The sequence below is a fragment of the Bacillus salipaludis genome (assembly GCF_004358205.1).
This window is the reverse complement of sequence record NZ_SMYO01000004.1, coordinates 244,773-265,783: the sequence shown is the minus strand read 5'-3', so window position 1 is coordinate 265,783 and position 21,011 is coordinate 244,773. Positions and strand designations below refer to the sequence as shown.

24 protein-coding genes and 1 tRNA gene are annotated in these 21,011 nt (G+C 41.2%); 1 reads left to right on the top strand and 24 read right to left on the bottom strand.

Going from position 1 to position 21,011, the window contains the following annotated elements; all coding sequences use genetic code 11:
- Nucleotides 1–6: 6 nt before the first annotated feature.
- The 3 genes from E2K98_RS09360 to E2K98_RS09350 all read right to left on the bottom strand — a co-directional run bounded on the left by E2K98_RS09360 (nucleotide 7) and on the right by E2K98_RS09350 (nucleotide 1,915).
- Nucleotides 7–261, bottom strand: coding sequence for a glutaredoxin family protein (locus tag E2K98_RS09360; RefSeq protein WP_208025342.1), 255 nt, complete (start codon nucleotides 259–261; stop codon nucleotides 7–9).
- A 12-nt stretch (nucleotides 262–273) separates the two neighbouring features.
- Nucleotides 274–1,608, bottom strand: coding sequence for an RNA polymerase factor sigma-54 (gene rpoN, locus E2K98_RS09355; protein ID WP_133333982.1), 1,335 nt, complete (start codon nucleotides 1,606–1,608; stop codon nucleotides 274–276).
- A 235-nt stretch (nucleotides 1,609–1,843) separates the two neighbouring features.
- A tRNA-Arg gene (locus E2K98_RS09350) sits at nucleotides 1,844–1,915 on the bottom strand.
- Nucleotides 1,916–2,117: 202 nt separating this feature from the next.
- On the opposite strand from E2K98_RS09350, the gene clpP reads away from it, so the two are divergent.
- Entirely contained in the window at nucleotides 2,118–2,723 is a 606-nt protein-coding gene (clpP, locus tag E2K98_RS09345; RefSeq protein ID WP_026575963.1) for an ATP-dependent Clp endopeptidase proteolytic subunit ClpP, read from the top strand.
- Between the two features lie 77 nt (nucleotides 2,724–2,800).
- Here clpP and E2K98_RS09340 read toward each other — a convergent pair whose 3' ends face one another.
- The 21 genes from E2K98_RS09340 to E2K98_RS09240 all read right to left on the bottom strand — a co-directional run bounded on the left by E2K98_RS09340 (nucleotide 2,801) and on the right by E2K98_RS09240 (nucleotide 20,948).
- A complete protein-coding gene (locus E2K98_RS09340) occupies nucleotides 2,801–3,064 on the bottom strand; it encodes an HPr family phosphocarrier protein (RefSeq protein WP_026575962.1) in 264 nt (87 codons plus the stop codon).
- A gap of 23 nt (nucleotides 3,065–3,087) precedes the next feature.
- Nucleotides 3,088–4,041, bottom strand: coding sequence for a DNA-binding protein WhiA (gene whiA / locus E2K98_RS09335; protein WP_133333981.1), 954 nt, complete (start codon nucleotides 4,039–4,041; stop codon nucleotides 3,088–3,090).
- Between the two features lie 32 nt (nucleotides 4,042–4,073).
- On the bottom strand, nucleotides 4,074–5,060 hold the full coding sequence (locus tag E2K98_RS09330; RefSeq protein WP_133333980.1) for a gluconeogenesis factor YvcK family protein: 987 nt from the start codon (nucleotides 5,058–5,060) through the stop codon (nucleotides 4,074–4,076).
- Nucleotides 5,057–5,950 (bottom strand): RNase adapter RapZ, encoded by an 894-nt coding sequence (gene rapZ / locus E2K98_RS09325; protein WP_026575959.1) that lies wholly within the window; start codon nucleotides 5,948–5,950, stop codon nucleotides 5,057–5,059. Before rapZ ends, E2K98_RS09330 begins: the two co-directional genes overlap by 4 nt.
- A 19-nt stretch (nucleotides 5,951–5,969) precedes the next feature.
- Nucleotides 5,970–6,428 carry an NUDIX hydrolase gene (locus E2K98_RS09320; protein ID WP_133333979.1) on the bottom strand — a complete coding sequence of 153 codons (459 nt, stop codon included), beginning with the start codon at nucleotides 6,426–6,428 and terminating at the stop codon, nucleotides 5,970–5,972.
- 335 nt (nucleotides 6,429–6,763) lie between these two features.
- Entirely contained in the window at nucleotides 6,764–7,714 is a 951-nt protein-coding gene (gene trxB / locus E2K98_RS09315; protein WP_133333978.1) for a thioredoxin-disulfide reductase, read from the bottom strand.
- 118 nt (nucleotides 7,715–7,832) lie between these two features.
- Nucleotides 7,833–9,326: a tetratricopeptide repeat protein gene (locus tag E2K98_RS09310; protein WP_133333977.1), complete on the bottom strand. Its 1,494-nt coding sequence runs from the start codon at nucleotides 9,324–9,326 to the stop codon at nucleotides 7,833–7,835.
- A gap of 162 nt (nucleotides 9,327–9,488) precedes the next feature.
- A complete protein-coding gene (hisIE, locus tag E2K98_RS09305) occupies nucleotides 9,489–10,106 on the bottom strand; it encodes a bifunctional phosphoribosyl-AMP cyclohydrolase/phosphoribosyl-ATP diphosphatase HisIE (RefSeq protein WP_133333976.1) in 618 nt (205 codons plus the stop codon).
- Nucleotides 10,103–10,864, bottom strand: coding sequence for an imidazole glycerol phosphate synthase subunit HisF (gene hisF, locus E2K98_RS09300; RefSeq protein ID WP_133333975.1), 762 nt, complete (start codon nucleotides 10,862–10,864; stop codon nucleotides 10,103–10,105). The genes hisIE and hisF overlap by 4 nt, the downstream gene beginning before the upstream one ends.
- On the bottom strand, nucleotides 10,855–11,592 hold the full coding sequence (gene hisA, locus E2K98_RS09295; protein ID WP_133333974.1) for a 1-(5-phosphoribosyl)-5-[(5-phosphoribosylamino)methylideneamino]imidazole-4-carboxamide isomerase: 738 nt from the start codon (nucleotides 11,590–11,592) through the stop codon (nucleotides 10,855–10,857). Before hisA ends, hisF begins: the two co-directional genes overlap by 10 nt.
- Complete coding sequence (hisH, locus tag E2K98_RS09290; protein WP_133333973.1) at nucleotides 11,589–12,215, bottom strand: imidazole glycerol phosphate synthase subunit HisH; 627 nt, start codon at nucleotides 12,213–12,215, stop codon at nucleotides 11,589–11,591. The genes hisA and hisH overlap by 4 nt, the downstream gene beginning before the upstream one ends.
- Nucleotides 12,216–12,250: 35 nt before the next feature.
- The gene (gene hisB / locus E2K98_RS09285) at nucleotides 12,251–12,838 is read right to left on the bottom strand and encodes an imidazoleglycerol-phosphate dehydratase HisB (protein ID WP_133333972.1); all 588 of its coding nucleotides are present in this window, start codon (nucleotides 12,836–12,838) and stop codon (nucleotides 12,251–12,253) included.
- Between the two features lie 17 nt (nucleotides 12,839–12,855).
- Nucleotides 12,856–14,124 carry a histidinol dehydrogenase gene (hisD, locus tag E2K98_RS09280; RefSeq protein WP_133333971.1) on the bottom strand — a complete coding sequence of 423 codons (1,269 nt, stop codon included), beginning with the start codon at nucleotides 14,122–14,124 and terminating at the stop codon, nucleotides 12,856–12,858.
- Nucleotides 14,124–14,765 (bottom strand): ATP phosphoribosyltransferase, encoded by a 642-nt coding sequence (gene hisG / locus E2K98_RS09275; protein WP_026575949.1) that lies wholly within the window; start codon nucleotides 14,763–14,765, stop codon nucleotides 14,124–14,126. The genes hisD and hisG overlap by 1 nt, the downstream gene beginning before the upstream one ends.
- Nucleotides 14,758–15,942: an ATP phosphoribosyltransferase regulatory subunit gene (locus E2K98_RS09270; protein ID WP_133333970.1), complete on the bottom strand. Its 1,185-nt coding sequence runs from the start codon at nucleotides 15,940–15,942 to the stop codon at nucleotides 14,758–14,760. The genes hisG and E2K98_RS09270 overlap by 8 nt, the downstream gene beginning before the upstream one ends.
- Before the next feature lie 166 nt (nucleotides 15,943–16,108).
- Nucleotides 16,109–16,642, bottom strand: coding sequence for an acyltransferase (locus E2K98_RS09265; protein ID WP_133333969.1), 534 nt, complete (start codon nucleotides 16,640–16,642; stop codon nucleotides 16,109–16,111).
- A gap of 5 nt (nucleotides 16,643–16,647) precedes the next feature.
- Nucleotides 16,648–17,292: a pyrophosphatase PpaX gene (gene ppaX, locus E2K98_RS09260; RefSeq protein WP_133333968.1), complete on the bottom strand. Its 645-nt coding sequence runs from the start codon at nucleotides 17,290–17,292 to the stop codon at nucleotides 16,648–16,650.
- 19 nt (nucleotides 17,293–17,311) lie between these two features.
- A complete protein-coding gene (lgt, locus tag E2K98_RS09255) occupies nucleotides 17,312–18,133 on the bottom strand; it encodes a prolipoprotein diacylglyceryl transferase (protein ID WP_133333967.1) in 822 nt (273 codons plus the stop codon).
- Nucleotides 18,134–18,154: 21 nt separating this feature from the next.
- Entirely contained in the window at nucleotides 18,155–19,090 is a 936-nt protein-coding gene (gene hprK, locus E2K98_RS09250; protein WP_133333966.1) for an HPr(Ser) kinase/phosphatase, read from the bottom strand.
- A gap of 314 nt (nucleotides 19,091–19,404) precedes the next feature.
- Complete coding sequence (locus E2K98_RS09245; protein ID WP_133333965.1) at nucleotides 19,405–19,764, bottom strand: phage holin family protein; 360 nt, start codon at nucleotides 19,762–19,764, stop codon at nucleotides 19,405–19,407.
- Between the two features lie 53 nt (nucleotides 19,765–19,817).
- Nucleotides 19,818–20,948: a DUF4097 family beta strand repeat-containing protein gene (locus E2K98_RS09240; RefSeq protein WP_133333964.1), complete on the bottom strand. Its 1,131-nt coding sequence runs from the start codon at nucleotides 20,946–20,948 to the stop codon at nucleotides 19,818–19,820.
- Nucleotides 20,949–21,011 lie beyond the last annotated feature (63 nt).

The following is a 21,011-nucleotide window of genomic DNA, read 5'->3' as shown; positions in this document are numbered from 1 at the left end:
CAACAGTTAAGATTCAGATTTTTCTTGCAAACGGTTACTTATATCAAATTTATCAACATAGCCAAATCCAACTTCTTCTCCATCAATATGAACAACTGGAATCATTAAGCCATAACGTTCCGTTAGTTCATCACTTTCCTCTATATCAATTTCTTCCAGAGCAAAATTCCAGGTTTCTTTAAGTTCCATTAAAGAATTCTTTGCTTTATCACATAATGGACAGCGCGTTCTTGTATATAAGGTAACGAGAATTGGTTCCATGTTTTACTCCTTTTAATTAAACCGCTTTCTTTTGGAGGAAGAAGGAATTCCTAATTGTTCACGATATTTCGCAATGGTTCGTCTCGACACGACCATCCCTTCGGCATTTTTTAGCTGTTCTACAATTTCTTGATCAGAAAGTGGTTTTTGCTTATCTTCTTTTTCAATCATAGAGGAAATTGCTTTTTTTACTAAAGTTGATGAAGTATTTTCGTTAGATGTAGTTTGAATGGTACTCGTAAAAAATGATTTCAACGGGAAAGTTCCAACTGGTGTTTGCACAAATTTTTCACGAACAGCACGGCTGACTGTCGATTCATGAATTTCCAGTTCACTTGCAATATCCTTCATTGTCATCGGCGATAAATAGTTTGGCCCCTTTTGGAAAAAGATTACCTGCTTTTCTAAAATTTTCGCCACTACTTTTGTTAACGTTTCTTTCCTTTGTTCAATGCTTTTCAATATCCACTGATAATCTTGCATTTTCTCCTGCAAAAACCGCGTAACACTAGGATCCTGCCCTTGAATACCAGAAAACTTCTTGTAGTAACCATCATTAAATGAAAGTCTTGGCAGGGAGTCATCACACATCCGAATCGTATACTCGTCCCCATTCCGTTCGACTATGACATCAGGAATAACATAAGTAGTAGAATCCCCAAGGCCTAATTGTGCTCCCGGCTTAGGATTGAGCAGTTGAATAAGATCAAATACATCTTGAATATCCTTTAGTGATACCTGCAGCTCTTTTGCAATTTGTTTCCACTTCTTATCTGCAAAGGGAACAAAGTAATCGGAAATAATTTTATGAGCCAATTCTTCATCAGGATATTCCCATTCTATTTGAATCAATAAACACTCTTGTAGATTCCGGGCACCAATTCCTACCGGTTCAAGTGTTTGAATGATGAGTAAGCATTCGCAGGCAAGCTCTTCCGGCACTTTTAACGCTTTAGCCATATCACTCAGATCACCAAATAAGTAACCGTTTTCATCGAGATTATGAATAAGATGACGGATTATCTTTAATTGCTCAGATGTAAGAGTTTTTAAGTTTAATTGAGAAATTAATTGATTCTCAAGTGAATTGCTAGTCTTTCCGGCAATCTGCTCAATCCAGTCTTTTTCTGCTTTTTGCGATTTTTTCCGGTTTCGGTCAATCAACGGATTCATCGGTTGAACATTCCCATTTTCAATCTGCATTAGGGGATTTTCAAGCGCTTTATTTTCCAAAAAAGCAGTTAGTTCCTGAGCATTGTATTGCAAAAGCGCAATAGCCTGCGAGAGCTCCTGCGTCATGGTTAATTTTAACGTTTGCTGTTGCCATAAACCAGCCTTTAAGTTCATTCCAATCCCCCCATAGTTCTATTTTACATGATTGGAGGGATTTGGTGTATGGCAAGAAATTGGTATATGGAATGTTTTTTCAATTGGATTGCGAAGAATACAGGATTTATAAGGGTTTTAAGGGGCTTGGATATTTTTTCGAAGGTTAAATTTTTTCAGATATTTTAAAAGAAAGTGTCGAAATTTTAGACAAATAAAAACCCCCTGTCGTTTACAGAACAGGAGGCTTTTATGACGCCCTCGGCAGGAATCGAACCCACATCTCAAGAACCGGAATCTTACGTGCTATCCGTTGCACCACGAGGGCAAATATTAGCGACTTACCTATTATATGCGATATCTGTCCTAAATGCAAGGGGAAAATAGGTTTAAATTTAGGAGAGATGGAAATGATGAAGGAAGGAAAGTTGTCGAACAATTTTACAATCGAAATGTTTGACCTTTATTGACCATCAGTGTATGATAACTATACATAAGTAAAATCTTTCATACTTAAAGGAGGAAGAAAAATGAATTTGATTCCTACAGTTATTGAACAAACGAACAGAGGGGAAAGAGCATATGACATCTATTCTCGTCTGTTAAAAGACCGGATCATTATGCTTGGCAGTGCAATTGATGACAATGTGTCAAACTCCATTGTTGCCCAATTATTATTCCTTGAAGCAGAAAATCCTGAAAAGGACATCACCCTTTATATCAACAGCCCTGGCGGAAGTATCACAGCTGGAATGGCCATTTACGATACGATGCAATATATTAAACCGAATGTATCAACTGTATGTATCGGGATGGCTGCCTCTATGGGCGCATTCTTACTTGCTGCAGGGGAAAAAGGCAAGCGTTTCGCGCTTCCAAATGCAGAGGTCATGATTCACCAGCCACTAGGCGGTGCTCAAGGGCAAGCAACAGAAATTGAAATTGCTGCAAAACGGATTCTATTCCTCCGTGATAAATTGAACGGAATTTTAGCAGAACGGACTGGCCAGCCGCTCGAAGTGATTGCCAAGGATACAGACCGCGATAACTTTATGACAGCGGAAAGAGCAAAAGAATACGGGCTAATCGATAACATTATTACCCGCAATTTATTGGATGAGAAAAATAAAAAGTAATGTCTAAAGCAACCGGTATTTTGACCGGTTGTTTTTTTAAAAAAAGGTTGGCTTTATTCTAAGCCAACCTTTTTTACTTAATGATGGTGTTCATTTTCGACAAAATCAGTTAAGGTCGTAATGGCATTTTCTTCATCAGTACCATCAGCAATAATATTAATGACCACTCCTGAACCGACAGCAAGACTCATTAACCCCATAATGCTTTTTGCATTAACCTTCTTGCCATCCTTTTCAAGAAAAACATCTGCCGAAAAACGGTTAGCCTCCTGTACGAATAGGGCTGCAGGGCGGGCCTGAAGACCGGTTTTCAATTTTACCTCCACTTGTCTTTCTAACATTTCTAGTATCCTCCTCAAAAGTATTATCTATTTTTTACAGCTATTTCACCAATTCGCAGCTTTTCTGCAATTTCATCAATTTTTCTTAAACGATGATTGATTCCTGATTTGCTGATTGTTCCTCCGGAAACCATTTCACCAAGCTCTTTAAGTGTAACATCTGTATAGTTGATCCGGAGCTCCGCAATTTCCCTAAGCTTTTCCGGTAAGATATGAAGTCCAACCATTTGATCAATATAACGTATATTCTCTACCTGGCGGATGGATGCACCAATCGTTTTATTTAAGTTCGCTGTTTCACAATTGACAAGACGATTAACTGAATTCCTCATATCTCTTACAATTCGGACATCCTCAAAACGTAAAAGGGCATTATGAGCACCGATGATATTTAAAAACTCGGTAATTTTCTCTGCTTCCTTTAGGTAAGTAATAAAACCTTTTTTCCGCTCAAGCGTTTTACTGTTTAATCCAAATGTATTCATTAATTCGCATAAAGAATCGTTGTGTTCCTTATAAAGCGAAAAAACTTCCAAATGATAGGAAGACGTCTCCGGATTGTTCACGGATCCCCCTGCAAGAAATGCACCGCGCAGATAAGAACGCTTACAGCATTTCTTCTTGATTAAATCGTTTGAAATGTCATGAATAAAGGTGAAGCCCTCACCTAAGATTTTCGTATCCTCTAGAATTTCTTTTGCTTGATCCGCTAACCGGACAATATAAACATTATTTTTTTTCAAACGCATTTTTTTTCGAACGAGCAACTCGACTTGAACATCATAGCTTTTTTTTAACAATGTGTAAATTCTTCTTGCAATTGCCGCGTTTTCTGTTTGAATATCGACAACTAACTTCCGGTTTGAAAAGGAAAGGGAACCGTTCATTCGAATTAAAGCAGAAAGCTCTGCCTGAATGCAGCACGTTTTCACTTCCAAGTTGGTTAATTCCTTTTTTGTTTCCGAAGCGAAAGACATCCCTTCACCCCCCTCAAATTTCTTGCCTGCTATTATTTACGATGATAACGCTTTTTAGTTTCATCTATAAGCAAATTGTATAAGATGTTTGCTACTTTTTTCGGGTCATGCCTTAATGCCCCGTTTTCCTGAATGGCAATATCAGCATGAACCACTTCTAAACCGAGCTCATAAAGAAATGGAAAGTCATAGAGAACAGGGTCCGCTAATTCTTCATTATAACGGAGCTGTACCTCCGGTGGAATTTCTTCATTATTGACCAGAACTGTATTAATAAACGCGCATTTCATGTGATTGTAAATCGCCTTTACATGATCACTTGCTGTAAAGCCGTGCGTTTCCCCTGCCTGTGTCATCAAATTACAGATATACACTTTTTTTGCATGTGCCTTGCATATTTCGTCACCAAGCTTTGGAACAAGAAGGTTCGGCAAAATGCTTGTAAAAAGGCTTCCTGGGCCAATGATAATTAGATCAGCCTGGCGTATCGCCTGAATGGATTCAGGTAATGGACGAATATCATCTGGTGTCAAAAAAACTCTTTTTATTTTTTTACCGGAATACGGGATCTTCGATTCACCTGAAACGACAGTCCCATCTTCCATTTCAGCATGCAGTACTACGCTTTGATTGGCAGCAGGTAATACCTTGCCGCGAACATTTAAAACCTTACTCATTTCTTGAATAGCATGCACAAAGTTGCCGGTAATCGATGTCATAGCAGCAAGTATGAGGTTTCCAAGTGAGTGTCCCGATAACTCATTTGAGGTTTTAAAACGATGCTGAAACATTTCCTCGACAAGCGGCTCTACATCCGACATGGCCGCTAATACATTACGAATATCTCCGGGCGGTGGAATATGCAAATCGTCCCGCAATCTCCCTGAACTTCCACCGTCATCCGCAACGGTAACAATCGCAGTGATATCAACAGGATATTGCTTCAACCCTCGCAACAAAACAGGCAATCCAGTTCCCCCACCAATGATGACGATTCTTGGCTGTCCGAAATTGCTCATGTAGTTTTTTCCTTTCTCCTTTCAATGTCACGGTGCGAAATACAAGTCTTGTAATCCTTCTCGAAAAACTTCCCAATATATTCCGCAAGTGCTACTGAGCGGTGCTGCCCGCCCGTACAACCAATCGCAATAATCAATTGTGCCTTTCCCTCACGCTTATAATGAGGAAGCATAAAGGAAAGCAAGTCCGTAACCTTTTCTAAAAACTTTTGGGTTTCGCTCCATTTCAAAACATAACTGGAGACTTCCTCATCCATTCCTGTTTTAGGGCGCATATGATCAATATAATGTGGATTTGGCAGAAAACGCACATCAAATACAAGGTCAGCATCGATTGGAAGCCCATGCTTAAATCCAAATGACATGACATTAACAGTAAAGATATGTTCTTTATTCGCAGTAAATTCCGTTAAAATTTTTTCCCGCAATTCGCGCGGTTTCATCTCTGAAGTATTATAAATTAATTGGGCCCGGCCTTTTAATTCCTCTAATAGCTCTCTTTCCAGCTTAATTCCTTCTAACGGAAGCCCTTCATGGGCAAGCGGGTGTGACCGTCTTGTTTCTTTATACCTGCGCACTAAAGTGGAATCATCTGAATCTAAGAATAAAATCCTTGGTGTAACCCATGAGGTTTCGGCTAGGTCATCAAGAGCTTTAAAAAGATGATCAAAAAACTCTCTCCCACGCAAATCCATGACTAAGGCCACTTTATTCATTTTATTCCCTGATTCCTTCATTAGTTCAAGAAACTTTGGTAATAATGTCGGGGGTAAATTATCCACACAGAAGAACCCTAAATCTTCAAAGCTTTGAATGGCAACTGTTTTTCCTGCTCCAGACATTCCTGTAATGATGACCATTTGAGTATCGCCCGTAGACCCGGTACTCATTTTCAATTCCCCCTATAAATTAGCTTGGATCTAATCGATAACTGATTAGTTCAAAATCTTTTGTATACGTAAAAGTGCCGTAAATGATTCCTTTTCCGTGAATCATATAATCGATAATATGATAATCACCCGCTGCCATTGGCAGATTTTTAATCTGATCCAATGTATGCCATTGAAGAATTCCTTCTTCTGACTCCTCGACATCCATGCCATCTGAGTCATTGGCCAAAAATGAAAACATCATCCATTCAGATTCCACACAATCATTTTCTTTGATAATCATCGTAAAAACGCCTTTTAATTGTGGGTTTTTCAAATATATTCCCGTTTCTTCGCGGTATTCACGAATACAGGAATCTCTGACAGACTCACCCGGCTCCATTTTGCCGCCCGGTGCCACCCACCAGCCACGTCGTGGCTTTTGCAGCAACAAGATTTGATTATCCCTTATTAAAACACAATTGGTGACTCGCTGCACTTTTTTCACCTTCTTTCACAAACGTAAGCGCCTAACCCCACGCACTAAAAACTAGCCTCTATCGATAATTTTTTTTCAAAAAAATTTCCGTGTTCATGATTCATTTCATTATACTATTTTTAATATCCAGTCACAATGAATACAAATTTGATAATTAACTAAAAAATTCCTGCTTTATTTAAATCCTCAGGAAAAGCAAAAAAATAGCACAGGCTTTAGCCTGTGCACAAAAAAGGTATATTTTTAAAGGGGGTCAATTACTATCTCTATCTTACCCCATCAATATTTCACTACTGTTACAGAAGAATTAAAACAGAGTTACTTTTTTCCATTTTTTATTGTTTTTGTTTTAATTCTTCCTTAAGCTCCTCGACATAATGCTGGGCAGCTTGTGCGGCAATACTGCCGTCACCTGTAGCGGTTACGATTTGGCGCAATGTTTTTTCGCGAATATCTCCAGCAGCGAAAATTCCAGGCACTTTTGTTTCCATTCGTTCATTTGTTTCAATATAGCCATTTTCATTCGTGATCCCAAGGTTTGTAAATGGTTTCGATAATGGCAGCATTCCGACATAAATAAATACACCATCCGCCTTATATTCCTGCTCCTCACCATCTACAGTAGAAACCAATGTAACACTGCCAACCTTACCATCCTTTTCGTTAATCGATTTGATGGTGTGATTCCAAATGAAATCCACTTTCTCATTGGCAAACGCTCGGTCTTGAAGAATTTTTTGAGCGCGAAGCTGATCACGGCGATGAACAATCGTTACCTTTGATGCAAATCTTGTTAAATAAACACCTTCTTCAACAGCTGAGTCACCGCCGCCGATTACAACAAGTTCTTTGTTTTTAAAGAAAGCACCATCACAAACTGCACAATAAGAAACACCACGTCCGCCTAGTTCCTTTTCACCAGGTGCGCCAACCTTTTTATATTCAGCACCAGTCGTAATAATGACCGAATAGGCTTTATATTGTTTTGAACCTGCATTTACTACTTTATATTCACCATGGTCCACAATTTCTTTAATATCACCATAGGCATATTCTGCACCAAACTTTTTAGCATGCTCAAACATTTTGGTGGATAAATCCGGGCCTAAAATACTTTCAAAGCCTGGATAATTTTCAACATCTTCAGTATTGGCCATCTGCCCGCCTGGCATTCCGCGTTCAATCATAAGTGTTGAAAGGTTTGCACGTGAAGTATATACTGCAGCGGTCATACCAGCTGGGCCGGCACCCGCAATAATAACATCATAAATTTTCTCTTCGGACACTTTTTTCACTCCCTATAAAAAATACGATTAGGTTATATCATTCCCTTTCCCTAATCGTATAAAACAAATAGATTATAGTCCAAAAATATGCTTGTTAAAAGAGCGAAAATACCTTGTTTCAGTTTAAAAAGTTGTTCACCAATTTAACATATTTTCCGACAGTCGCTGTGGAAAGCCCATACCGTTCTGCAATTTCCTCACGCGTTACTTTTTCGCTGCGAAGCTTGTTCCAAACATAGTCAATTGCTCCGGCCCAGGCCTGCTTATTTTTCAATTTGACATCCGACTTCGAGATTTCCACAAATGTCGAAAACCAGATTAAATATAAACCCGATTCAATCGGACCAATTGGTTGATGATTTTGGTATAAAAGCGCGGCAATTTCATGCGCATCAGCCGAAATCGATGGGGTACCAGATTTGATAAACGACATGTATTCCTGTTCCATCGGCGTCAGCTTTTGGTTATCCAAAAATCGTTTGGATGAAAAAATATCTTCCGCTTTATCTGATAAAGCTGTAAGAAATAGAGCAAATAATCGTTCCTCAATATAATCACTGTCTAATTTTTGAAATATGGAACTTGGATGGTCCTCAAATCCACTCCCCTGCACTTTGTCAGTATTCCATGGCTCAAATCCTTCTTTTTCAGGATTGATTTCAAGAACCTTTTTCCAAATATTTTGGGCAAAGGGTTTATTACCGATTTGGTAGGCGGCACTCGAGAGCCAATAGTAGAATGGACCGTCTCCATCAAAGCCATTTTTATATAGCTTTTTAAGCCAAAAGTAGGCAAGTTCATATTCCCCTACTAAGGCAAACGTTGCCCCTAATTTAAACTGTTGTTCAACAAGAAGCGGTTTTATTTTTTTCAAGGATTCCATTAATCTTTCAGCGCTCTTAAATTCCCCTTGATAATGGGCAAATACAAGCCGGTTGCAAAGGGCATGAAGATTCCCCGGATTTCTCACCAAAACATCCTCTAAAATCGATTCTGCTTTTTCTGTTTTTCCTAAATAAAAATAGGCAAGGGCTAAATTATTATAGGCTGACCAATACTCTGGATATTCTTCGACAACGTCTTTTAATAATTCAATTGCCTTTGGAAAATATCCTGACTCTAGTAAATCTCTGGCTTGTTCTTGTTTTACAATAAGATCATCCTGCTGATAAAGCTCATCTTCAAGATCCTCTTCTTCAAAAAGAAGTAACTCGAGTAGGTCTTCTGTATCTTCAATAAATTCACCGTCGGGCTCAAGCTCTATATAAAGTTTTGCATGGTGATAAGCATCTTTAAATAATCCCATATGGGCATAATTATTCGCTAAAAAATAATGGCATTCTACCATTTGTTCATCAAGTTCTTCAAGAATCTGATGCAAAAGTCGATTTGAATTTTCAAATTCACCTAGTTCTGTCGATACAATAGCCAACTGGCAAGTAATAATGGGTTCACCTGGTTCAAGCTGCATGGCACGCCCTAGGTATTTCTTTGCTTTGATAAAGTCACGTCGATAGTAGGCCTTTAATCCCTTCTTGAAGTAATATTCCCCTGTTGGGACAAATGAGAGAATTTTTCCCTTTTGAATTCTTGCTTTCGAGTCTTTTCCCATAATGTCCTCCATCTTTCAGTAAACTTACATAACTAATGTAGTATAACATAATAGGCGCTTGTACGAGAAGAGTCTGGAAGGCAAAGACAGTAGAAATTCGACAAAATTCGGGTGGTGACAGGCACCGCCCGAGTTTTGTCGAAAAGAAAAAAACCAGCCAACTTACGACCGGTCTTTGTGTCTTTCTTCTAATGTTTTTAATACTTCTTTAAACGGAAGTTCTTGTTCAACCAACAAAACTTGAAGGTGGTAGAGTAAGTCCGATGCTTCCCACTTTAGTTCTTCATGGCTGCGATTTTTTGCCGCAATGATCACTTCCGCTGCTTCTTCCCCTACCTTTTTCAAAATCTTATCGACGCCTTTTTCAAAAAGGTAGGTTGTATATGCCCCTTCCGGACGTTCCCGCTGCCGGTCTAAAATGACTTTCTCAAGAGATTGCAAGATTTGATAATCGTCTAAACTTGATCCGCCTTCATATACTCTTTCGGAAAAACAACTAACCGCACCGGTATGGCAGGCAGGGCCCTTCGGATAAACAAGTACTAAGAGCGCATCTTGATCACAGTCATAGTTAATGCTCACAACAGACTGTGTATTCCCGCTCGTTTCCCCCTTATGCCAAAGCTCCTGGCGAGAGCGGCTGTAAAACCATGTTTCTCCTGTTTCCAATGTTTTCTTGAGCGATTCTTCATTCATATAAGCAAGTGTTAATACTTCTTTTGTACCCGCATCCTGGATAATCGCAGGAACAAGTCCCTTTTCATCAAATTTCACCTTCATCGTACCGTCACTCCCTTTTCCCTTAAGTAGCTCTTCACTTCATGTACAGACGTTTCTTTATAGTGAAAAATGGAAGCCGCAAGTGCCGCATCCGCTTTTGCTGTTAGAAATGCTTCTTCAAAATGGGCTGCATTTCCCGCGCCGCCTGAAGCAATCACCGGGATCGATACTGCATCGCCCACTGCTTTTGTCAGTTCAAGGTCGAAGCCATTTTTCTCGCCATCGCTGTCCATACTCGTTAATAAGATTTCCCCAGCACCAAGGGCAGCTGCTTCCTGTGCCCATTCTACTACTTTTTTATCTGTTGGTGTGCGGCCGCCATGGGTATAAACACGCCACGTCCCGATCTCTTTATCAAATTTTGCATCAATGGCAACAACGATACACTGAGATCCGAAAAAATTAGCGCCTTCTTCAATCAGCTTGGGATTTAAAACGGCAGCTGTATTTAATGATACCTTGTCTGCCCCGGCCCGAAGAATTCGTTTCATATCCTCTAAAGCATTGATTCCCCCACCAACCGTAAAAGGGATTGCAAGTTCCGAGGCAACTGCTTTTACAACCTCAACCATCGTTTTTCTGCCTTCTACCGATGCAGAAATATCAAGAAATACAAGTTCATCAGCACCTTGTTCATCATAAAATCTCGCCAGTTCCACAGGATCACCGGCATCCCGCAGCTCGACGAACTGGATTCCTTTTACAACCCGGCCTTCTTTTACATCCAAACAAGGAATAATTCGTTTTGTTAAGGCCATACTCTCACCTCATCAAGTGCTTCCTTTAAAGTAAACCGGTTTTCATAGAGAGCCTTTCCAACAATGGCACCGCCTACGCCCTGATAGGAAACCGATTTTAAGGCACTGAGATCGGCTAAACTGCTCACGCCGCCGGAAGCAATTACATTTTTGCCCGTCACTTTTGCCAGTTCGCAAACCGCGGCAATATTTGGTCCGGCAAGCGTTCCATCTGTGGCGATATCTGTAAAAATGAACGTCTCGGCACCTGCTTCAGCAAACCGTTTGCCTAAATCAACCGCCTTTACCTTTGATGTATCAAGCCAGCCATGTGTTGCCACAAAGCCATCCTTCGCATCAATGCCGATTACAATTTGCTCTCGGTATTTTTTAATCATTTCAATTGCAAAATCAGGATTAGAAACAGCAATGCTCCCAATAATCACCCGATTTACCCCATTTTCAAGGTAATGGGCGATATCTTCTTCAGAGCGAATACCGCCGCCGATTTGAATGTTCACCGACAATTGCTTGGCTGCCTCAATAACAAAACGATCATTAACACGTTTTCCATCCTTTGCCCCATCAAGATCTACCATGTGGATCCATTCTGCCCCATCTGCCGCAAATTGTTGTGCCATCGCAAAAGGGGAGTCCCCATAAATCGTTTCTTTTTCGTAATCTCCCTGCAGAAGGCGTACGCATTTTCCGCCCAGCATATCAATCGCAGGGTAAATTGTGATACTCATCGTACAACCTCCTTTTTATCAACCAATTGTAAAAAATTATTTAAAAGTGCCATTCCAAGCTTACTGCTTTTTTCCGGATGAAACTGCATTCCAAAAATATTTTCCCTGCCAACAACTGCAGAGACTTCCTCATGGTAGTTTGCCTTCGCCAATAATACATCCGAGTCAGCAGCGTCCACATAATAGGAATGGACAAAATAAACGTAATCCTCTTCAAGATTTTTTAAAAGAGGTGAGGCTTTAACAAATTCAAGGCGGTTCCAGCCCATATGAGGAACCTTGTAGGTTTCTCCTTGATCTGTTTTTCCTGGAAATCTGCCAACCTTTCCTGGTAACAGGCCTAATCCCTTCGTTGGTCCATGTTCTTCACTTTCCTCAAAAAGAAGCTGCATGCCAAGACAAATTCCAAGGAGCGGTTTTCCTGTTGCTGCAAATTCCTTAATCGTTTCCACTGGCAAGCGCTCCATTGCGTCCCGGAACGCACCAACACCCGGAAGAATTAACGCATCTGCCGCAAGCAAATCACTTTTTTGGGCGGAAATAAAATAATCTGCGTCTAAACGCTCTAGCGCCTTACTGACACTAAAAAGATTGCCCATTCCGTAGTCAACAATGCCAATCATCGATAGCACTCCCTTCGTTGTGGTTTTTATTGTTACTACAACATCCCTTTTGTCGATGGAACCCCTTTGATACGTGGGTCAACCGTCGTCGCTTCATCAAGCGCCCTGCCCAATGCTTTAAAAACAGCTTCGATCATATGATGTGTATTTTTTCCGTAATGTACAATAACATGAAGGTTCATTCGCGCTTCAAGGGCCAGCTTCCATAAAAACTCATGGACGAGTTCAGTATCGAAAGTCCCAACCTTTTGACCTGGGAATTCCGCCCGCATTTCAAGATGCGGGCGATTGCTGAGGTCGACCACGACTTGCGCCAATGCTTCGTCCATTGGTACAAACGCATTTCCATAGCGTTTGATTCCCCGCTTATCACCGAGTGCTTCACGAAGTGCCTGTCCGAGGCATATTCCGATGTCTTCTGAAGTATGGTGATCATCAACTTCAATATCGCCCTTCGCATCCACCATAAGATTAAATTGCCCATGTTTTGTAAATAGGTCAAGCATATGTGTAAGGAATGGCACCCCTGTTTCAAGTTCTGAATGCCCTTCACCATCGATTGCTAAAGAAAGTTTAATTTGTGTTTCATTTGTATTCCGTTCAATTCCTGCCACTCTTTCCATGAAGGGGCCTCCTCAAGTTAGTTTTTCAGTCTCATTTCTACTGCCCTTGCATGTGCTTCTAGCCCTTCCATGCGGGCAAACGCTGCGATTTTCGCACCGTTATCCCTTAAAGCTTTTTCACTGTATACAATGACACTGGATTTCTTTTGAAAATCATCCACATTTAATGGGCTGGAAAACCGTGCTGTGCCGTTGGTCGGTAATACATGATTCGGACCGGCAAAATAATCGCCAACTGGCTCTGAACTGTATCGTCCAATAAAAATCGCCCCTGCGTGACGGATTTTCCCAAGAAGCTCCATTGCATTTTCAGTGATAATTTCTAAGTGTTCCGGTGCAAGGACATTGATTGTCTCCACTGCCTGATCCAGATTTTCTGCCACATAAATGACACCGTAATCTGCAATGGAACGCGCAGCAATTTCTTTTCGCGGAAGCAAAGCCAGCTGTTTTTCAACCTCCAAAGAAACCTCATCTGCCAATTGTTGCGATGGTGTGACTAGAACACTGCAGGCACGTGGATCATGCTCTGCCTGTGATAATAAATCGGCTGCAATCTCTTCAGCCCTAGCTGTTTCATCCGCAAGAACTGCAATCTCGCTAGGTCCGGCGATCATATCGATATCGACATCTCCAAAAACTTCACGCTTTGCCAGTGCAACGAATATATTCCCCGGTCCGGTAATTTTATCAACGGCTGTAATTGAAGCTGTTCCATAGGCAAGTGCAGCAATTGCCTGTGCCCCGCCGACCTTATAGATTTCCTTCACGCCGGCTTCCTTTGCGGCAACTAAAACGGCAGCAGGCAGCTTCCCTTCCTGGTCGGGCGGCGATACCATGACAATCCGTTTAACCCCTGCGACTTTAGCCGGAATCACATTCATCAGCACCGAAGAAGGGTATGCGGCGGTTCCTCCCGGTACATAAACACCTACGGAATCAAGCGGTGTGATTTTTTGTCCCAAGATTGTTCCATTTTCTTCTGTTGTCATCCAGGAAGGACGCAGCTGTTTTTCATGGAAGGAGCGGATGTTTTCCGCTGCTTCTCGAACAATTGCAACAAAACCCTCATCCACCTTCTTGTAGGCTTCCGCGATTTCCTCTTCCGTTACGAAAAAAGAAGCTAATTGTACACGGTCAAATTTTTCTGTATATTCCCGTAACGCTCCATCGCCGCGGGTGCGGATATCGGAGAGAATATTTTTTACAATCGACAGCTGTTCCGACGTACCGGTTTCAATCGAACGTTTAATGGAAACCAAATCATCCACTTTTTGAATTTTCATTATAAATCCACCTCCGCTGAAACCACTTCATTAAGCCTTGATACGAGTTCATTTATTTTTACATCCTTAATTCGATAACTAACAGGATTGACGATGACCCGTGAAGTCACATCGACAATTCGTTCATATTCGACAAGACCGTTTTCTTTCAATGTCCTGCCGGAAGAAACGATATCTACAATCCGATCGGATAAACCAATAATCGGGGCAAGTTCAATCGATCCATTTAAACGGATAATTTCCACTTGTTCGCCCTGCTCACGGAAGTAGGCAGCCGCCACTTTGGGATATTTGGTGGCTACTTTTGGAGCCACATCGTTCATTTTCGTGTTCGGCAGACCAGCCACCGCCAAATAACAGCTGCTGATTTTCAAATCAAGAAGCTCATACACGTCTCGGTCTTCCTCAAGCATAACATCCTTCCCAGCAATACCGACATCGGCAACCCCGTGTTCAACATAAGTAGGGACATCCATTGGCTTGGATAAAATAAACCGAAGACCTTCTTCCTCAATATCGATGATTAGCTTACGGGAATCTTCAAATTCCGGCGGCAGCTTGTAGCCTGCCTGGCGAAGTAATACAACCGCCTCTTCAAAAATCCGTCCTTTAGGCATCGCAATCGTTAGTAAATCACTCATCTGCAGGCTCCTTTCCTGCTTTTCCAATTAAATAGATGGTATTGGAAAATTTCTTTGAAAAAGCATCTAGATTTTTCACTCCGGAAATATCCTGAAGCACGACCCGTTCCCCTTGTTCCTGCATTTTTTGAGCTAACAGAAAGCCCTCTTTTCGCCGTTCCTGGCTGAAGAAAATACACTGCAAGTCATTTTGGGTTTCAAATTCACCCAAAGCTTCTAATACCCTGTCAAGCTGAAGTGCAAATCCGGTCGCACTTGCTTTTTTACCAAACTTCTCAATTAAACTATACCTGCCGCCATTACCGATTGGAAAACCAACATTGCCTGCATAGGCTTCAAAGAAAACTCCTGAGTAGTAACTCATATGGCTGACAAGGGTTAAATCGAATCTCACCTGATCCTGCACTCCATAATCACTGAGGACATCCCATAATTCTTTGAGCTGGAGGATCGCTTGCTTTCCTTGTTCATTTTCAATTAAATCAAGTGCCATGCCGATCACTTCTGCCCCGCCGCGTAATTCTAGGAATTGCAGAAGCCTTTGTTTATCAATCGAGGACAACGAGAGCGCTTGAATATGCTCACGATACCCGACATAATTTTTTTCAAATAAAAATCTCCTTAGTGAATCTGCCCGTTCCTCCGTACCTAATATTTGTAAAAATAATTCTTCGGTAAAAGAGGTATGGCCAATTGATACTTGAAATTTATCCAAACCGGCTTGCTTTAAAGAGGAGACTAAAAGTGATATCACTTCACCGTCACACGAGACGGTCTCATCATTTATGAACTCCACGCCAATTTGTTCAAATTCTGCCGGCCTCCCGCCTTCACGGCGCTGAGCCCGATAAACATTTGCCGTATAGGCTAACCTTAATGGCAGGTCGTCCTGCAATAGCTTAGAAGCGGCAACACGTGCAATCGGGGCGGTCATCTCCGGCCTCAATACGAGCGTATACCCATCTTTATCAAGTAATTTAAAAAGTTGACGGTCCGGAATCGCTGAAGCCGCTCCGACCGTTTCATAGTATTCAAGAGTAGGGGTTTCGATAAATTGATAGCCCCAAAGCTTAATCGTTTCAGCTAATAAAGATTGAACACGATGTTTTTTTTCAAATAACTCTGGAAGTGTATCTCTCATGCCCAATGGTTTCTCAAACATAAACAAACGACTCATTACGCTCATCCTTTTTATGGAAATCCTTTAGTCTGCTAATATGGTAGTAAAGTAAAGTTATTAGTAGTTTAACGCTAGGGTTGCAGTTCGTCAATGAAAAAATCTCATTGAATAGTCTGTACAATAGGAAAGAGCCTAGTCTAAAACCGGGCTCTTTTCTAAAATCTTATTCATTTTTTCGATAAATCGGGTCAGCTGCCCAGCGCTTTTCCAGTTCTTCTCTTGTGTAGATTACCCTCATTGGATTGCCGCCAACAAAGCTCCCTGGCGGTACGTCTTTATGTACAAGGGTTCCGGCTGAAACAATCGCCCCATCTCCAATTGTAACTCCAGGGAGAATCGTCGAATTCGCGCCAATCATGACTTCACTGCCAATGTCGATCGGGCCAAGCCGATATTCTTTGATTAAATATTCATGGGCCAGGATGGTGGTATTGTAGCCAATCACCGTATTGCGGCCAACACTAATCTTTTCCGGAAACATGACGTCGAGCATCACCATTAACGCAAAGGAGGTTTGCTCCCCTACCTTTACCCGAAGGAAGGTGCGGTACAGCCAGTTTTTCATCCCGAGAAAGGGTGTGTAACGTGCCAGCTGAATGACAATAAAATTTTTGACCACCTTCCAAAATGGCACAGTCTTATAAACATGCCATAGGGAATTCGCCCCTTCAACCGGATAGCGGGTTGTATTTCTCATCCTTCTCACTCTCCGAGAATGGTTAATAAGTCTGCCATGTTCTCTAGCATATAATCTGGTTCATATTTGGCAAGATAGTCTCGGCCTTTAATGGTCCAGGCGACTCCTGCTGTTTTTGTTCCTGCATTTTTCCCAGCCAAAATATCATGGAAATTATCACCGACCATAATGGTTTCCTCAGGTTGGGAATTTAATTGCTCCAACGCTTTAAGAATCGGTTCCGGATCTGGCTTCACTTTTGTCACATGATCCAGCGCAACTACGACATCAAAATATTCCTCGAGCTTCATTAAGCGTAGACCCTTTAAACTCGTATCATGACGCTTGGTTGTGACAACTCCAAGCTTATAGCCCTTTTCCTTCAAAGTACCGATGGTTTCCAGCACACTAGGAAATTCTTTCACGAGCAAATCATGGTTGGCAAGATTATAGGTCCGATATTCTAAAATCATTTCCTCAACCCGGTCAGGGTCAACGGTTGAAAATGCCTCATGAAGGGTAGGACCCATGAACGGAAGTACGTCTTCTCGCTTATATTTGTTTGGGTAATATTTTTCAAGTGTGTGTAAATAAGTCGCAATGATTAATTCATTCGTATCGATTAATGTCCCGTCTAAATCAAATAGAAGGGTGGTAATGTTGCTCTTCATGGTTGTTTCTCACACCGCCTTATGATATGGATTGATCTAAATAACGCTCTTCTGACAGATTCTTCTTTCGTCTAATCAACAGGATTGCCACGGCACCAATGACTAGGACAATGGAAATCATTTGTGCCATTCTGAGAGTACTAGTCAGCATAAGGCTGTCAGTCCTCATTCCTTCAACGAAGAAACGGCCGACGGAATACCAGATCACATAGGAAAGGAATAACTCCCCGCGGCGCAGATTAACACGGCGAAGCAGTATTAATAAAATAAAGCCAATAAAGTCCCAGACAGATTCATATAAAAATGTCGGATGATAATAAGTTCCATTAATATACATTTGATTGATAATGAAGTTCGGTAAATGTAAATTTTCTAGGAAGCTTCTCGTGACTTCCCCACCATGAGCTTCCTGGTTCATAAAATTCCCCCATCGGCCGATGGCTTGGCCGAGAATGAGGCTTGGAGCAGCAATGTCAGTAATTTTCCAAAAGGACACTCCCCGCTTTTTCGCAAAAACATAGGTGGTAATAACGGAGCCGATAAGGGCCCCATGGATGGCAATCCCGCCATTCCATATGGCTGGAATCTCAGATGGATGCTGGGCATAATACTTCCATTCAAAAATCACATAATAAATCCGCGCTGAAATAATCGCAATCGGGATCGCCCAAAGCATTAAGTCTGCAAATGTATCCTTTGGCAGGCCGCGGCGATTCCCCTCCCTGATGGCAAGGAACAAAGCAAGCGCCAATCCTGAACCAATAATAATTCCATACCAATGCACTTGAATGGGTCCAAGTGTAAAAGCAATGGGATTAAGCGGCTGAATATTTTCTTTCATGTTCTAGTCTCCTTATTTCCCTTAAATGTCTTCATGTTCGCCTTCTTCAATGACCTCGGAGAGACGCTCAGTAAATTGCTGGGCGGCATTGACACCCATCCGTTTAAGCCTGAAGTTCATCGCCGCAACTTCGATAATTACTGCGATGTTTCGTCCTGGGCGAACAGGAATAGTCAGTTTGGTGACATCTGTATCAATAATTTTCATTTTTTCTTCGTCTAAACCAAGACGGTCATACTGCTTTTGAGAATCCCAATTTTCGAGACTAATGACGAGCGAAATCTTTTTGTTACTGCGGACAGCTCCCGCACCAAATAACGTCATAACATTGATGATTCCGAGCCCGCGGATTTCTAATAAATGCTCGATTAATTCTGGAGAAGTTCCAACAAGAGTATCTTGATCCTCTTGGCGGATTTCAACACAATCATCAGCCACTAAGCGGTGCCCGCGTTTCACCAATTCCAAAGCAGTTTCACTTTTACCAACGCCGCTTTTACCAGTAATTAACACCCCGACGCCGTAAATATCGACTAATACACCGTGAACAGCGGTCGTTGGCGCAAGTTTACTTTCTAAAAAATTGGTTAACCGGCTGGAAAATCGAGTTGTTTTCATACCACTGCGGAGGACAGGAACAGATTCGCGTTCGGACGCTTCAATCAGTTCTTGAGGAACCTCTAATCCACGTGTGACAATGATTGCCGGAGTAATATCGGTGCAAAGCTGTTCCATTCGAGACATGCGTTCACTTGGTGTGAGTTCCTCAAAAAAGGAAAGCTCTGTTTTTCCTAACAGTTGGATTCGCTCTGCAGGATAAAACTCAAAGTATCCAGCCATTTCAATTCCAGGGCGGGAAATATCACTTGTGGTAATCGGGCGGTTAATTCCTTCTTCACCACTCATAAGTTCTAGATGAAATTTTTCTAAAATTTCCTTCGTGCGTACCTTTACCAAGTAGGTTCCTCCTTTTTTAGAAAAGCGCAAACTTCTAATGATGCTGATGATTTGGTTATAAGTGCTGATACTAGTGGTATTAATTAAAATAAGTTTCCTCTTATTTTAGCATTTTTTAAACAAGAACCAAATAATTTAGACAATTTCTCTGAAATGACACCATAGGAGCAAAAGAAAACAAACAGATGCAACTCTATTAAATTCCCACACAACCATGTCCATTTTCCGAACAAGTTTATGCCGAAGAACTGACGTTTTTATTGATTTTACTGCAAAAAAATAGCGCAGGATTCACTCCCGCGTTATTTTTCATTTTATTGTTTTTTAGAAGGTTCCAAAATCGTCTTTTGAATAATCAGGTTAACAATTGCCATGATAATGGCAGCAAACAGAGCCATTCCAAAGCCGGATATCTCAAAGGCCGGTCCCATAATGGCATCAGTAATCTCAAGGGTAAGCGCATTTATCACAAACAAAAATAAGCCAAGTGTTAAAATGGTTGCCGGCAGGGTTAACAGGATTAACAGTGGGCGTACCAAAATATTTAGTATGGAGAGCAGAAAACTTGCTTGAAGGGCAGCTGTAAAACCTGCCAGTTGGATACTTTCACGAAAATATCCGGCAAGCGCCATAAATAAAATAGCATTAATTAGGACTCCTATCAGCCATCTCATCTTCTCGCATCCTGCTCAATTGGTAATAATGTTTCTTTCATGTAAACTCCCACCTATTTAAATGGAATAACTCCGTCTGATTTATGAATGGTAATAGAACCCGTTTTTGTGTCGGCAAATACCTTTAACTGTCGCTCAGGATGATTAATCGATTCGAAACGCAGTAATTTTTGTATCATTTCGCTTTTTTCCTCGAGAATTTGGACCCCCTCAAGCTTCATATTAAAGCCGCCGAGATTGGTTTTTAATTCCCCATTAACTGGAACACCCTCCGGAACATAAAGATCAATACTGCCTGTGGTTGCCTTTGCTGAGATTAACTCACAGCGATTGCCATTCAGGCTGTATGTTACATTGCCATTGAATGTTTGCGTTGCCATCTTTCTAAAATTCCCATCCAGCTTAATTGCCCCATTAATGGTCTCAGCCTCAATATCATCAATAATACTATTTTGAAGCTTTATATGACCATTGGCTGTTTCGATTTCCGCTCGCTTTCCAGTTACCCTTGCTAAGTCAATTTTACCATTAGCGGTTTTGACGCGAAAATCGGTTACATTCAATTCTTCACCTGAAATCGGTCCATTAAACATTCTTACACGAATTCGTTCATACTGTGCCTGCGGGATATATATAACCGCATCGACCTTCATCCATTTTTGCTGGGTCGTAAAGCGCAGTTTTTCCCCCTCTATGGCAAAAATGACATCCTTTAAGAAGTTTTGTCTTGCCTGTTCGGGTGTATCAACCCGATATACCTTTGCCTGACATTCAATCCGAACATCCTTCTGATCCCATGCAGCAATTTTTAATGAGCCGTTGGCCACATCCAAATCCATATCCTTTAAATAAACGTCGCCATGTTGAAAAATATGGGAGATTTCTACGGATTGTCCGAAGTTTAAATCGAGATCAAAGTCTTTAATTTTTTTTAAAGCGGAATCAACAAAGTCAAATATTTTATCTTTTGTAGATTGGAACCTGTTTCCATTTGCATATTCTTGATTTTCCTTATTCGCTTCCTCAAACTTGACTGCAGTGGAAAGCTCACGAACGATTTGCTCCTGTTTTTGCTCCATGGTCTGCTGTGCCTTTTCCAGCTCCTCAAGCAAGGATAGTGCCTCGTCAACCTTTAATTTTCCCTCTTCAACCATTTGTAAAATCCGCTTTCTTTCCTCTTTCATGTTTTTCACCCCGAATCATTTATTCTATTCATCTTATTCCATTCCTGGGACTTTTACGCCTTC

Excerpts from the sequence above, each read along its gene's own strand:
- E2K98_RS09360 (WP_208025342.1), bottom strand. The coding sequence starts at position 261 with ATGGAACCAATTCTCGTTACCTTATATACAAGAACGCGCTGTCCATTA.
- rpoN (WP_133333982.1), bottom strand. The coding sequence starts at position 1,608 with ATGAACTTAAAGGCTGGTTTATGGCAACAGCAAACGTTAAAATTAACC.
- clpP (WP_026575963.1), top strand. The coding sequence starts at position 2,118 with ATGAATTTGATTCCTACAGTTATTGAACAAACGAACAGAGGGGAAAGA.
- E2K98_RS09340 (WP_026575962.1), bottom strand. The coding sequence starts at position 3,064 with ATGTTAGAAAGACAAGTGGAGGTAAAATTGAAAACCGGTCTTCAGGCC.
- whiA (WP_133333981.1), bottom strand. The coding sequence starts at position 4,041 with ATGTCTTTCGCTTCGGAAACAAAAAAGGAATTAACCAACTTGGAAGTG.
- E2K98_RS09330 (WP_133333980.1), bottom strand. The coding sequence starts at position 5,060 with ATGAGCAATTTCGGACAGCCAAGAATCGTCATCATTGGTGGGGGAACT.
- rapZ (WP_026575959.1), bottom strand. The coding sequence starts at position 5,950 with ATGAGTACCGGGTCTACGGGCGATACTCAAATGGTCATCATTACAGGA.
- E2K98_RS09310 (WP_133333977.1), bottom strand. The coding sequence starts at position 9,326 with ATGGGAAAAGACTCGAAAGCAAGAATTCAAAAGGGAAAAATTCTCTCA.
- hisIE (WP_133333976.1), bottom strand. The coding sequence starts at position 10,106 with ATGAAGGTGAAATTTGATGAAAAGGGACTTGTTCCTGCGATTATCCAG.
- hisF (WP_133333975.1), bottom strand. The coding sequence starts at position 10,864 with ATGGCCTTAACAAAACGAATTATTCCTTGTTTGGATGTAAAAGAAGGC.
- hisA (WP_133333974.1), bottom strand. The coding sequence starts at position 11,592 with ATGAGTATCACAATTTACCCTGCGATTGATATGCTGGGCGGAAAATGC.
- hisH (WP_133333973.1), bottom strand. The coding sequence starts at position 12,215 with ATGATTGGCATTGTTGACTACGGAATGGGCAATCTTTTTAGTGTCAGT.
- hisB (WP_133333972.1), bottom strand. The coding sequence starts at position 12,838 with ATGGAAAGAGTGGCAGGAATTGAACGGAATACAAATGAAACACAAATT.
- hisD (WP_133333971.1), bottom strand. The coding sequence starts at position 14,124 with ATGAAAATTCAAAAAGTGGATGATTTGGTTTCCATTAAACGTTCGATT.
- hisG (WP_026575949.1), bottom strand. The coding sequence starts at position 14,765 with ATGAGTGATTTACTAACGATTGCGATGCCTAAAGGACGGATTTTTGAA.
- E2K98_RS09270 (WP_133333970.1), bottom strand. The coding sequence starts at position 15,942 with ATGAGTCGTTTGTTTATGTTTGAGAAACCATTGGGCATGAGAGATACA.
- E2K98_RS09265 (WP_133333969.1), bottom strand. The coding sequence starts at position 16,642 with ATGAGAAATACAACCCGCTATCCGGTTGAAGGGGCGAATTCCCTATGG.
- ppaX (WP_133333968.1), bottom strand. The coding sequence starts at position 17,292 with ATGAAGAGCAACATTACCACCCTTCTATTTGATTTAGACGGGACATTA.
- lgt (WP_133333967.1), bottom strand. The coding sequence starts at position 18,133 with ATGAAAGAAAATATTCAGCCGCTTAATCCCATTGCTTTTACACTTGGA.
- E2K98_RS09245 (WP_133333965.1), bottom strand. The coding sequence starts at position 19,764 with ATGAGATGGCTGATAGGAGTCCTAATTAATGCTATTTTATTTATGGCG.
- E2K98_RS09240 (WP_133333964.1), bottom strand. The coding sequence starts at position 20,948 with ATGAAAGAGGAAAGAAAGCGGATTTTACAAATGGTTGAAGAGGGAAAA.